Source organism: Pontibacter sp. BAB1700 (genome assembly GCF_000277005.1).
In the GTDB taxonomy this organism is placed as follows: domain Bacteria; phylum Bacteroidota; class Bacteroidia; order Cytophagales; family Hymenobacteraceae; genus Pontibacter; species Pontibacter lucknowensis.
In genome coordinates, this window is record NZ_AKIS01000015.1 from 1 (window position 1) to 12,852 (window position 12,852).

General features: G+C 53.5%; 8 protein-coding genes and 1 pseudogene. 4 read left to right on the plus strand and 5 right to left on the minus strand.

From position 1 onward, the window contains the following. Together O71_RS02345 and O71_RS02350 are read right to left on the minus strand one after the other, a co-directional pair. Positions 1–3,024, minus strand: a pseudogene (locus O71_RS02345) (efflux RND transporter permease subunit); the annotation flags it as partial. Between the two features lie 101 nt (positions 3,025–3,125). Beyond that, on the minus strand, positions 3,126–3,545 hold the full coding sequence (locus O71_RS02350) for a hypothetical protein (RefSeq protein ID WP_007652807.1): 420 nt from the start codon (positions 3,543–3,545) through the stop codon (positions 3,126–3,128). Positions 3,546–3,772: 227 nt separating this feature from the next. Between O71_RS02350 and O71_RS02355 the strand changes: the two genes are divergently transcribed. The 3 genes from O71_RS02355 to O71_RS02365 all read left to right on the plus strand — a co-directional run bounded on the left by O71_RS02355 (position 3,773) and on the right by O71_RS02365 (position 6,658). After that, positions 3,773–4,231: a DUF2892 domain-containing protein gene (locus O71_RS02355; RefSeq protein WP_007652809.1), complete on the plus strand. Its 459-nt coding sequence runs from the start codon at positions 3,773–3,775 to the stop codon at positions 4,229–4,231. A gap of 78 nt (positions 4,232–4,309) precedes the next feature. After that, the gene (locus O71_RS02360) at positions 4,310–5,398 is read left to right on the plus strand and encodes a COX15/CtaA family protein (protein ID WP_051017673.1); all 1,089 of its coding nucleotides are present in this window, start codon (positions 4,310–4,312) and stop codon (positions 5,396–5,398) included. Positions 5,399–5,401: 3 nt separating this feature from the next. Beyond that, positions 5,402–6,658, plus strand: a complete 1,257-nt coding sequence (locus O71_RS02365; RefSeq protein ID WP_007652811.1) for a GAF domain-containing sensor histidine kinase — start codon at positions 5,402–5,404, stop codon at positions 6,656–6,658. 11 nt (positions 6,659–6,669) lie between these two features. Here the strand turns inward: O71_RS02365 and O71_RS26240 are convergent, their stop codons facing one another. From O71_RS26240 to O71_RS02375, 3 genes are read right to left on the minus strand one after another with little or no spacing between them, the layout of a single operon-like run. Further along, a complete protein-coding gene (locus O71_RS26240) occupies positions 6,670–7,143 on the minus strand; it encodes a type IX secretion system membrane protein PorP/SprF (protein WP_007652814.1) in 474 nt (157 codons plus the stop codon). Next, entirely contained in the window at positions 7,140–7,658 is a 519-nt protein-coding gene (locus O71_RS26245; RefSeq protein ID WP_007652816.1) for a PorP/SprF family type IX secretion system membrane protein, read from the minus strand. The genes O71_RS26240 and O71_RS26245 overlap by 4 nt, the downstream gene beginning before the upstream one ends. Positions 7,659–7,664: 6 nt before the next feature. Continuing rightward, complete coding sequence (locus tag O71_RS02375; protein ID WP_007652817.1) at positions 7,665–11,669, minus strand: Ig-like domain-containing protein; 4,005 nt, start codon at positions 11,667–11,669, stop codon at positions 7,665–7,667. A 241-nt stretch (positions 11,670–11,910) separates the two neighbouring features. On the opposite strand from O71_RS02375, the gene O71_RS02380 reads away from it, so the two are divergent. Next, positions 11,911–12,795 carry a patatin-like phospholipase family protein gene (locus tag O71_RS02380; protein WP_007652819.1) on the plus strand — a complete coding sequence of 295 codons (885 nt, stop codon included), beginning with the start codon at positions 11,911–11,913 and terminating at the stop codon, positions 12,793–12,795. Positions 12,796–12,852 lie beyond the last annotated feature (57 nt).

Sequence of the window (12,852 nt, forward strand, 5' to 3'; positions counted from 1 at the left end):
GCAGCACGTAGCCAGTCAGGAAAGAGTCTTCGCCGCGGATCATCGGGCCCGGACGGAACTCCACTTTGGCAATGGCTGCCAACGGAATTTGTCCACCTTGTGGATTCGAGATCATAATGCGGCTCACGGATTCCGGATCCGTGCGGTACTCGCGGGCGTAGCGGGCCCGGATGGAATAACGCTCGCGGCCCTCCACGGTTGTGGTCAGGGCCATGCCGCCCATCGCCACTTCAATGTACTCCTGCACATCGGCCACGTTCAAACCGTAGCGGCCCATGGCGCGGCGGTCCAGATCGATTTCCATGTACGGCTTACCCAGTGAGCGGTCAGCGTACACGGCTTCCGGTTTCACGGAAGGCACCTCCTTTAGGAGCCGCTCCATTTGCATGCTGAAGTCCTCGATGGTCTGCAGGTCAGGTCCGTATACCTTAACTCCCATCGGCGCACGCATACCAGTCTGTAGCATCACCAGTCGGGTTTCGATCGGTTGCAGTTTCGGTGCCGATGTCACGCCCGGCAGTTCGGCTACTTCCACGATCTCGTTCCAGATGTCGTCAGGCGTCCTGATGTGGTCGCGCCACTGGCGGTAATACTCGCCGCTTTTGTCTTCGATCAGGTTGCCTTTTTCGTCCCGCGCAAACTCGCCGTCATCGTTTACCTTGAAGCGGACCTTATACCCGTTTTCATCCGTGATGTACTCGGATTTGTACTGGATCACGTTCTCGTACATCGACATCGGGGCCGGGTCCAAAGCTGTTTCGGCACGACCTGCTTTGCCCACGACCATCTCCACTTCAGGTATAGCCGTGATGAGCATATCGAGTTGCTGCACATAGCGCTTGTTCGCCTCCACACCGGTGTGCGGCATCGAGGTCGGCATCAGCAGGAAAGCGCCTTCGTCCAGGGATGGCATGAACTCCTTGCCCATACCCGGGAAGGTATGCACCAGTCCGCTCCAGGGAGCAGATGTGCGAACGTTCACCCCCACTTTATCGAAGCCAGTTGCCACCCAGCCAAACACGCCGTTGAAACCGATCCAGATGTTAAGCCCCAGCAGCATAATGAAAGCCGGGATCAGCATGAAAGTACCTTTGTTGGCCAGACACCAGCCCAGCACCCGCGGGTATACCCTGATGAAAAAGGAAAACAATCCAAGCACCAATCCGATGATCAGCAGGATAAAAATGAAGTTCACAAAATAGCTCACCGAAACGCCCAGCGGCACCCACTCGGTCGCCAGCAGCCACGAAACGGCCAGTACCGCTATACCTACCATGATCAGTGTATGGTGACGCCCGAAGCGCTCCGGCTGATAGTAATTGAGCAGGTTATTAGCCGCAATCAATACCAATGTGATACCTGCCAGCGGCACAATGAACAAAGCTATTATACCCAGGCCCACCAATGCCCAGTTCAGTATCTTACTCCAGGCCACGTTGCGCGACTTCAGCCCGAAAATAGTATGTGCAAAAGCCGGCATGATCAGGATCGTAAAGATCAGCGACGCCACCAGCGCAAAGGTCTTGGTGTAGGCCAGCGGACCGAAAAGCTTGCCCTCCGCCGCCTCCAGCGTGAACACGGGCAAAAATGAAATAATGGTCGTGGAAACAGCCGTCAGAATCGCAGTAGCCACCTCCGTGGTGGCATTGTATACCGTCTTTATCAGTGATTGCCCCGGCGGGGCCTCTTCCATGTGCCGCAGGATGTTCTCGTTAAGAATGATCCCCAGATCGACCATGGTACCGATGGCAATGGCTATACCTGAAAGTGCCACGATATTGGCGTCCACCCCGAAGTACTTCATCAGGATGAAAGTCATTAACACAGCCAGCGGCAATAGCGCAGAGATCAGCAGCGAAGCCCGCAGGTTGTAGACCATCACGATGATCACAATGATAGTGATCAGGATCTGCAGGATGATGGCAGTGTTGAGCGTGCCCAGTGTCTCGTTGATCAACTGCGTGCGGTCATAGAAAGGCACCACCGTCACTTTGGAAATGCGCCCATCGGCCAGCTTTTTGGAAGGCAGACCGGCAGCAATATCGTCCAGCTTGGCCTTCACGTTGTTGATCACCGCCAGCGGATTGTCGCCATAGCGGGCGATCACCACACCGCCTACGGCCTCGGCGCCACTCTTATCGAGCACGCCCAGCATAGAACGGTCAGCCGGACCAATGTTCACCCGTCCGATGTCCCGGATGCGGATCGGTACGTTGTTGGCTACCCGCACGGTGGCGTTTTCGATGTCGCTTATTTCCTTCACATAGCCCAGACCGCGCACCAGGTACTCCACCTGGTTGATCTCTACAGTGCTGGCGCCCACTTCCTGGTTACTGGCTTTCAAGGCATTCATCACCTCCATCATGGAGACGTTGTTAGCCTTCATGGCTACCGGGTCGAGGTCTACCTGGTACTCTTTGATATAACCGCCCACAGAGGCCACTTCGGCCACGCCCTGCGCTCCGGCCAACGCGTACTTCACATAGAAATCCTGAATGCTGCGCAGTTCGTGGAGGTCCCAGCCCCCGGCCGGTTGCCTTTTTCGTCGCGCCCCTCCAGTGTATACCAGTATACCTGCCCAAGTGCCGTGGCGTCAGGTCCGAGCTTCGGAGTCGTCTCGGCAGGCAGCAGATCGGCTGGCAGTGAATTTAGTTTTTCGAGGATGCGGGAGCGGCTCCAGTAGTACTCCACGTCATCCTCAAAAATGACATAGATGCTCGAGAAGCCGAACATGGAGGTGGAACGGATGGTCTTCACGCCGGGCATACCCAGCAGGGAAGTCGTGAGCGGATAGGTGATCTGGTCCTCTACGTCCTGCGGAGAGCGGCCCATCCACTCGGTGAAGATAATCTGCTGGTTTTCGCCAATGTCAGGTATGGCGTCCACCGGAACCGGGTCGCGGGGCAGGAAGTTTACGTTCCAGTTGAACGGCGCCACCATGATGCCCCAGGCCACGATAAGGAGCAGCAGCAGGGTGGTCACCAGCTTCTGTTCCAGAAAGAATTTAATAATGCTATTTAACATGCTTTGTTCGATTGAATGCAAAAAGGAATGGCACTCTCCGTATAGGAAAAGCCAGTAGCTATACCTGACCTTAGCGGCCGGGCATCATCGAAAAAGCAGGTTTAAATCAGGAAGGACTGCACGAACACAGGGATGTCCTGCGCGAGCAAAGGTGGGGAATAGTCCGGCACATGGGTATAGACCGGTTCGTAAAGTTCGAAAAGGGAAGTCCATACCGCCGCGAAAGTTGCGATAAAGGTCATATCCGGAACGGAAAGCTTGAAAGTTGGGCTGAGCTGCTGCTCGTCCTCTACCTCCAGCACAATTGTCTGGTCCTGGCAGCAGTCGGCGTCCATGGCCGGCTTGTGGCAATCCGGCAGGCTTTCGCGCTGTTTCTCCATTTCACAGGCGGCGCTGTGCGAAAAGAAAGCTGTTGCCATGACCTCACCTGCGCACAAATGCTGCGTGATCGTCATCCCCACAGAGGAGAAAACAACCAGCAGGGCCAGTGTCAGGGTCAGTATGGTGCGAATCAGCTTCAAATTCAGTTACGCTCGTTCAGACGAAGATACAGTTTCTTTTGCAAAGGTAGGCAGCAAACGCAAGATGAACTTACAGATTTCGTAGTAAATCTTACAAATAACGACAGAAAGCCGAAGATTTACGCCAAAACGTTACTTCCTGCAGACATGATTCAGTTCTGGCACAACTAAATATTCATACAACCGCGTATAGCATTATAGTAAGATACACAAACAGGAAGAAGATAATGAATAATACAGAACAGGAAGAACAGGGACGTGTGCGGGAAAGCTCTTTTGATGAAACCAACGAACGGGTGGATCATCACATACGTCAAAGTATAGCGCGCTACAAAGGCCGCAGTCACGGGGAGATCTCAGAGCGCATTCGCGAGCTTGACCAGGAATGGAGCATCGAACGTACTCTGGAGGTCAATGCTTCCACGCTGGCGCTTTCCGGCACCCTGCTAGGGGCTTTTGTAAACAAGCGCTGGTTCATCCTGCCGGGTATTGTCACTACTTTCCTGCTGCAGCATGGCATACAGGGCTGGTGCCCTCCCCTGCCCATCATGCGGGCGCTGGGCATACGCAGCCGCCGGGAGATTGACGAAGAACGCTATGCCCTGAAAGCTCTTCGGGGCGATTTCGACGACATCTCTCCCAAAAGTTCACCCGCAGAAATATTAGATACTGTGCGAGGCACCTGAGTGGCATTTTTTGTTAAAAAGTGATATTTATCATCTTCTGGCAGGTCAGAAACATGGATATTTGTTCTTTTCCATGTTATGCATCAAAAATCTGCTTCTATACCTGTTGTACTCTGGCTTATCAGCGGCATAGTACTCGTATTGGCCATGGTGGTCATCGGTGGCATCACCCGCCTCACCGGCTCCGGCCTTTCCATTACCGAGTGGAACCTGATCTCAGGCACGCTGCCTCCGCTTTCAGAAAGTGAGTGGCTCGTTATGTTTGAGAAGTACAAGCAGTTTCCCGAGTACCAGAAGCTGAACTTTGGCATGACCCTCCCGGGCTTCAAGCAAATCTTTATGTGGGAGTACCTGCATCGCCTGCTGGGTCGTATCATCGGGATCGTTTTCATTGTACCTTTCCTGTATTTCCTGTACCGCAAAATGCTGGCGCCCTGGCTGGTGAAGCGTCTTGTTTTCATCCTGCTGCTCGGTATGGCCCAGGGCGTGATGGGCTGGGTAATGGTGATGAGCGGCCTGAGCGAAATGCCGCACGTGAGCCACTACCGACTGGCAGCACACCTGACACTGGCCCTGCTGCTGATCGGTGTCATTCTCTGGACCATTGCTGACCTGGTGGCACCGGTCAAACAAAAGTCCCATGCACTTCGGGCCTACAGTCCCCTCTCCTGGTTATTGGTGTTCGCTATCCTGATTCAGATTGTGCTGGGGGCCTTTGTGGCAGGACTGAAGTCGGGCTTTTCCTATAACACCTGGCCGCTCATGCAGGGGGAGTTCTTTCCTGGCTTCCTAAGTGATTTATCGATCCTGCAATACTTTGATAATGGTGTAGCTGTGCAGTTCATGCATCGTTGGTTCGCATTTGTTGTACTGATCTGTGTAGTGCTGTTGTATAGCTACTTAAGTAAGCAGGACTTGCCGGGCACCACGAGGACAGCGGTCAGGTTTCTGCTACTTGTCACGATACTGCAGGTTGGCCTGGGCATAGCAACCCTGGTACTGGTGGTTCCCATCAGTCTGGGTGTACTGCACCAGGTAGTGGCGGCGATTCTGTTTATGGCGGCGCTGTTTGTGGCACATCAGTTGCAGCACAAGGCAGAAGCAGAAGCGTTTATGCCGGAAAGAAGAAAAATGGCAGAACCTGCTGGCGTACTGCGTAAACACTAAGAGATGGACAACCTTCTAATACTTGAGCCTATGCCCGATCAGGAAACTGTACAGCACGAGGAGTTTCAGCGTCTTATCGACCTTTCAGAACTTGACCTTGACTATGGCAATCTAAGCGATAGCTTCAAGGACCTGGTGCGGCTGGCCGCATATGTGGCCGGCACGGAGATTTCGCTTGTCAACCTGCTCGACGCCTATACCCAGTGGACGGTGGCAGGGTATGGATTCCCGACTGGTAATATGCCACGAAAAGACTCTGTCTGCCAGTATGCCATTGCACAGTCTGACCCTTTAGAGGTCAAAGACCTGATGCAGGATGAGCGGTTCATGAATTTGCGAAGTCTTAAAAGTAACCCTGACCTCAAGTACTATTTCGGATTGCCTCTCCGGACAAAGCGGGGTTACAATATCGGCACACTCTGCGTACTGGACCGAAATATAAAGGAGCTCTCACCTGAGAAAATAGAACTGCTAAAGATCATTGCAGGTGAGATCGTGCACCGCCTGGTGGTGCACCAGGTCATGCAGTCGATGCACCATAAGCTGGAAGAAGCCGAACAGGTAAACCGCAGGGTGTCGCACGACATCAGAGGGCCTGTGGGCGGTATTGTGGGTCTGGCAGATCTGATCCTGAAGAAGGGAGAAAAAAACAAGCTGCCGGAAGTTCTGAATTTCATGAGCCTGATCTACAAGAGTGGCAATTCCATTCTTAAGCTGGCTGATGAAATCCTGACAGGGAACGAGGTGACATCTGCACCGGATACTTCTGTTTTAAGTGAAAATGAGCTGAACCTGAACACCCTGCGTGAGTGTCTGCTGGAGCTCTATCAGCCACAGGCAACTGATAAAGGGATCACCTTTGATGTGGAGATCGATGCGATGCAGGCAGACAGGCCTTTCCCGAAGAAAAGGCTGATGCAGATCACGGGGAATCTGATTTCGAACGCATTCAAGTTTACACCACCATTGGGAAGCGTGACGGTGCAGCTAAAACTGGAAGACCTCGAAAACAAATCCCTGCTTCATATTCAGGTAAGTGACACAGGTATAGGCCTGACGGAAGAACAGGTAAGCGGTGTGATGCAGGGCAAATCCTCTTCCACGATCGGCACTAAAGGGGAGCAGGGTTATGGATTGGGATTGCAACTGGTGAAGCACCTGCTCGATGGCCTGCATGGAAGCATGACAGTGGTTTCCTCACCCGGAGAAGGCACCGCCTTCGACATTAAAATTCCGATTCCCCTGCCCCGGCCACAGTAGGCATGCAGGCATTACCAGAAAGTAAGCCCGCCCTGCTGATTTGGATTCGCCTGACGGAAGGTATAAGCCAGGCCGACCTCGTTGGTGGCGCGGCTGATTGAGCGGGCTTCCTGTATTGGGCTCTCATAGGCGTACGTGATACGGAACTGGCGGTAGTGCAGACCAACCCCTACATGGAATGCCTGGTCGTTACGGTAGCCTGCTCCTGCCCATAGCATGTCGTTATACACTGCTTTCACCTGTCCCTCAACCGTACCTTTCAGCTGCTCATCGTACTGGTACAGGCCATTTACAATCAGCCCGAAACGATCTGACATAGCTGTACGAAACCCGGCCTGCGCAATATGTTTGCGGGTATAGACATCCTTCATAAAATTATCGCTGCTATTCATGAAGTGGCCTGCGGTGATATCCTGCATGGCATAGCCCAGGTAGTAGTTGGCAGAGGCCAGCGCAAAGCCCAGGTTCAGGTCAAACTTGCTCATACTGTTCTGGTCGCCAGTACGTGCTGGTAGCGCGGGTCACCTGTATTGTCCACCACCAGGCTGTTGCCGTCAAGCCGGAAATTATTGAAGGTGAGCGACGTGCCAAAGCGCAGACTTAGTGATTGTGAAAGCCGCACACCGGTACCATAGTTCAGCCCCAGCTGCGTCTCTCTTGTAGGGCCAAATCGCTCCTGCAGTGCAATGATACCAAAGGCATGCCGGGCACCCATGTAATTTTTGCGTGAGTCGCGGTACTGGTAGTGACTGGTACGATCCGTGGTTTTGTTCATATCCGCCATGTCCAGCTCGCCTGAGAAGAAAAGCGTCTTGGGGGCATCCTCAAAGCCTGTCCACTGGTTGCGGTAATAGGTGCGGAGCATGGAGCCTTCGCTACCTGTAAGCGCAGGGTTGTAGAAATGCTGGTAGGCTGAAAAATTGCTGATGTACTTTCGGTTCTGCGCCTGCAGGCCTGTGATTGTGAATAAGAATATAGCTGTTACTACTAATCTGTTCATGTAAACTTACTTAAGTACTGTTAATACACCCTTCTGCACCAGGTTGATATCCTTCACCTCGATGATATAGAAATAAGAACCCTCTTTCACCTGTCCGTCCTGACCACGACCGTCCCAGCCCTGCTCCGGATTGGTGGTGTGGAACAGCCTCCTGCCCGCCCGGTCGAACACCTGTATGCTGATCTCGTCGTAGAATTTGAGTTCCGGTACGGTCCAGGTATCGTTGATGCCGTCGTTGTCCGGCGAGAAGGCGTTTACCAGTTTGATCGGATTGGCCGGCTGGTATACCTCCTTGCTCAGGGTGAAGGTTTGTTCGAAACTGTTTCGGTACGGGTCGGTAGTCCGCACCCGTATGCTGAAGTTGCGAATGCCCGAAAGCCCTTCGTTTGACTTCAGGTATAGCTTGTCATCTCTGAGCTCAAAGTAGCTGTTGTGTTCTGCGCCTTGTCCGTTCACCAGGGCGTAGGTATGGGTTTCATCATCCGGGTCGGTGGTGCTGAACGTCAGCAACACTTCAGCTGGCATCGCATCCGGCTTGAAGGTGTTCTGGCTGATCGCAATGGCAGTCGGTGGCTGGTTTGGCTCCACAGTCACCGTGATGCTGGCCTTGCGGTTGTCCTGATTGGTAGTGTTCGGCTTGAGCACCAGTTCCCCGCTCAAGGTATAGGTGCCAGGCTCCAGTCCGTTGTAATTACCCTGCTGCCACTTTATCTCCAGGTCTTCTTCCTCTCCGTTGGTATAGCGCACCTTCACCTGCGAGGGTAATGGCAGGTCCTCGAAACTGGTCCTGAACTTGACGCTGATCGCTTCCAGACTGCTTACGGTCAGGATGTTCTTCGTCATCTTCACCACCTGCGTCGTGGCATCAGCACCCCGGTTACCGGCGGCATCCACCTGGTAAAAAGTGAGCGTGAGTGTACCATCGTGCAGACCACTCAGATCAAGGTTCTGAACATTGAAAGAGGTAGTCGTTGTACTGGCTGTGCCTGTCACATCCGTGCCGCCCTTGTCGCTGCTGATGGTATAGAAGTAAGTGGCTCCCTGCTCTGCTCCTTTCACGCTCAAAGAAATATTCTGCTGGTTGTTGTGCTCGACCTTGTCGGTAGTGAACGCCACGGCATAACCAGCAGGTGGCGTACTGTCATACTGTATACCCAGGGTATTGGAAGCAGTGTTCGGGTTACCTGCCGCATCCTGCGCCTTTCCGGCCGTTACACGCACCGTTACCTGGCCATCGGCTGCTGGTTTGATTAGGGCACTGTAAGTCTGATCGCCTGTTTTATTGAATTCGCTGGCTGAGCCGTTCCCCACTGTGATATCGGCCACCGCAAAGCCTTCAACCACTTCACTGAAGCGGAAGTTGACTGTAAAAGGCTCGTTGGTCAGTTCTGCCGCGTCGGTGCTAAGGGCTACAGTTGGCGGTGTGGCATCGTACTGGCGTTTAAGAACGTTAGATGCCGTATTGCCATTTCCAGCCTGGTCTTCTACCTTGTCAGCGGCAAGTTGCAGACTTGTTTCCCCATCTTTATCTGGTGTCAGCAGCACGGTATAAGTAGTGTTATCCTGTTTCTGCAAACTGCTCAGCTTACCGTTTGTTACGCCGAAAGAGTTTAAGGAAAGCCCCGTAACCGACTCGCTAAAAGTGATCGTGACAGGTATAGCCGCATTGGTGAGATTACCAGCTGTGGTGGCCAGCGTCACTGTTGGCGGCGCCACGTCATAGAGTCGCTTCAGTTCGGCAGAGGCTTCGTTTCCGTTGCCGGCTTCGTCTGTAACCTTGTTGGCTGCCAGGCTGACCACGACTTCCCCGTCAGATGCAGGACTGATGGTTGCGGTATAAACAGTGGCGCTCTCGGATTTCAGGTTGCCCGCCGAGCCGTTCTGCACACTGATGTCAGCCGCCGCAAAACCTGTAACCGCCTCGTCAAAGGTAAATCTAACAGTGAAAGGAGCTTTCACAAGCTGTGGGGCATCGGAGCTGAGTGTCACTTTCGGGCGCTTCAGGTCATAAGCGATTTCCAGTTTATTGGAAGCCGTGTTGGCATTACCAGCCAGGTCAGTCGCTTTGTTGGCAGCCAGACTAATGGCTACCGTGCCCTGCCCATTGGCAGGTGGCGTGATGGTAGCAGTATACGTGGATTTATTTACCTCTTTCAGATCACCCAATGTTCCACCGGTGACGGTGATATCGCCAGCATCCAATCCGTATACCTCCTCCGTGAATTTAAACTGCACCTGAAAAGCCTCTTTCACGGGAGATTTGGCTTCCGTGCTGATAGCGATGTCCGGTCGGGTCAGGTCGATGGTTACAGTAAAGGTATTGCTCACTTTGCTCTCATTGCCCGCAATATCAGTGGCGATGGCTGTGAAGCGATACACGCCGGTTGGCAGTGCTGTTCCCTCGTAATTGAAGGACCAATCACCGCCTTCATTCGTTTTCACTTTGCCCAGCTCACCCCGCTCTGCTTCACGCACGGTTACCTCTACCCCATTCTGCGCCTTACCAGACAAGCGAATGGTGTTGTCTGAGGTCACCCGGTCGTTGTTGACAGGACCACGGTCTTCACTCACCGCTGTGAAAGCAGGCGGGGTTGGCGGTTCGGTGATGATGGTCCAGGTATGGGTGGCCGGTGTGGCGTCTCTTCGGCCGGCGGCATCCACTGCCCGCACCGACAAGGTATAGCGTCCGTCGGCCATGTTGCTCAAGGTATAGGGCGTGCTCACCACCGTGTATTCCGCCCCATTCAGACTCACTTCAAAGTAAACGGGGCTTTTGTTGCTTGTAAAGGCAAAGGTGGGGGATTTCTCTTTTGATATTTCCGCCGGCTTTTGTGTGATAGTAGTCTCCGGGGCACTGGTGCTAACGGTAGAAGGCTTGAGCAAAGGTTCCAAAGCCTTGAACCACTGATTGGCCATTTTCTGATAGCCCGACTCAGAAGGGTGCAGGCTGTCGTCGAAGTCACCTCCCTCACTGGCCAGGCGGTAGACGATGCCGGCCGCTTTTTCCATGTCCACCACAATCAGGCGGTCGCTTTTGGTGCGGATGCGGTTCTCGGCCATGGCGGCCAGCTTTACGTTGAAACGGGAAGTAAACTCGACTGCCGCCGGATCATTCGGCTGAAGTACCCGGTTGATGATGAGTCCCAGCACAACGGTGACTTCTTTGTTGGCCCTGGCTTCATAGGCATCCACTTCGTCAAGTATAGCAGCCATTTCAGCAATAGCCTGATCGTCATCAGTGACACCCCACTGACCGCCGTTTGTGCCCAGGTGCAGCAGCACGACATCCGGGTTGAACTTGTCCAGGTAAGTGCCTGAGCCCCGAGACACCAACACATTGTCCTGGTTGCGGTAACTGCTGGTACGCAGCAGGCTTGCAATGTCGCCGGTGCGCGCCGCTGAAAAGCCAGCGTTCTGATCGTTTGCCAGTGTTGCACTGCCCGAGCGCTCGCTACCCACGAAGGTGAACTTAGCGTTGGCCCCCATCAGTAGGTCGTACAACTGCTTACGGTAAGCGATGCGCTGGGCGTCCGGGCGGGTGTCGCTGAATTTGGTGCCGTGGGTGTTGGAGTCACCAAGCGGCATGATGTTGAATGTCTTGGGCTGCGCGTGCGTGGTGGCGCTCACTGTGCTGCTCCAGGGCGAGTCGCCTGCGCTATCCACTGCCTTCACACGATAATAGTAGGTTTCGCCGTAGCCCAAACCTGTGTCGCGGTAGGTATAGATTGTTTTACCACTTGTTACTGAGACGGTGGCATGCTCCTGAAATCCAGCTCCTGGAAACAGCGACCGCTCCACCACATATCGGCTTGCACCTGTCACAGCATTCCATTGAACGGTGATGGCGCCAACAAGGGAGGGCTGTGCTTTGACAGCAGCAGGGGCTGTGGCAAAAAAGGCGTTCGGAGCAGCTGTACTTTTAAGTCCTGTAAGTGCCGATGCTATAAGAAGTACTGTAAAAAGTATAAGTCTGGCCTGTTCTCTATAGCTGAACGAGTAGATTTTATCCATAGAAATTAAAAGAAACGTAATTGAGCACCTTGCAGAGCCGATGTTATGCAAGTTCAGAGAGCTAAACGAAAAACTTTTTGACAGGTTGAGTAATTGGACCAGAATATATAGTAATACTCGTTGCCAGGAGGGTCAGTTGTCCGTTATTTCTTGTGTAGAGCAACTCTCAAAGCGACCATTTTTGGACCAAAGTAGACACAGAAAAGAGCACTTCGGGCAAAAAATATTATCTTGGCCCAACATGGAACAGAAGAAGGTACACCTGGTGCTGGGAAGCGGCGGCGCGCGCGGTTTGGCCCATATCGGCGTCATCGAAGTGCTGGAAGAAGAGGGCTTCGAGATTGTGAGTGTGGCCGGCTGCTCGATGGGTGCCGTGGTGGGCGGGCTGTATGTCGCTGGCTACAACCAGGCCTATAAAGAGTGGATGCTGACCATGACACGAAGCGCGGTCTTCAACCTGCTCGACTTTACCTTAACCCGGCAGGGTTTTATCAAGGGCGAAAAGGTGTTCAATGTGCTGCGGGAGGTGACGGGTGCGCAGGAGATCCAACACCTCAAAATCCCTTTCACGGCTGTGGCCACCGACATGCTCCGAAACGAAGAAGTTCACTACACCTCCGGTGATCTGTACAAAGCCCTGCGTGCCTCTATTGCTATACCTGGCGTGTTCACACCCGTGCTCGAGAACGGGCAGTTCCTGGTCGACGGCGGAGTGCTCAATCCCCTCCCCCTCAACCTGGTGCGAAAAAAGGAAAACGAACTGGTCGTGGCGGTCAACCTCAATGGCCCGGCTTCCGGAGAAAAGCCGATGCTGAAGGTGAACGAGCGTCCGGAGGCTGTGTCGGCCCTCTGGAAGTGGCTGCACCTGACCGGCCAGGACAAGGGGAACGCTGCCAGTGATTTTTCACCGCTCTCGGATTACTCCTTACGGGAACTGCTGTTACTGTCCTACCAAATGACCCAGGACCGCCTGACCAGCCTCATGCTGCAGGTATACCCCCCCGACGTACTGGTCGAAATACCGGTGAACTCCTGCTCTATATTTGAATTTCATAGAGCGGAGACTCAGATCGAATTGGGACGTGAAACCTGCCGCAGGGCTTTGGCATCACGCACGATTTTTTAAGTCCAAACTGGAGCCGGTGTAAACGAACTATCACTGCTTATCGCTAACTTTATTTAA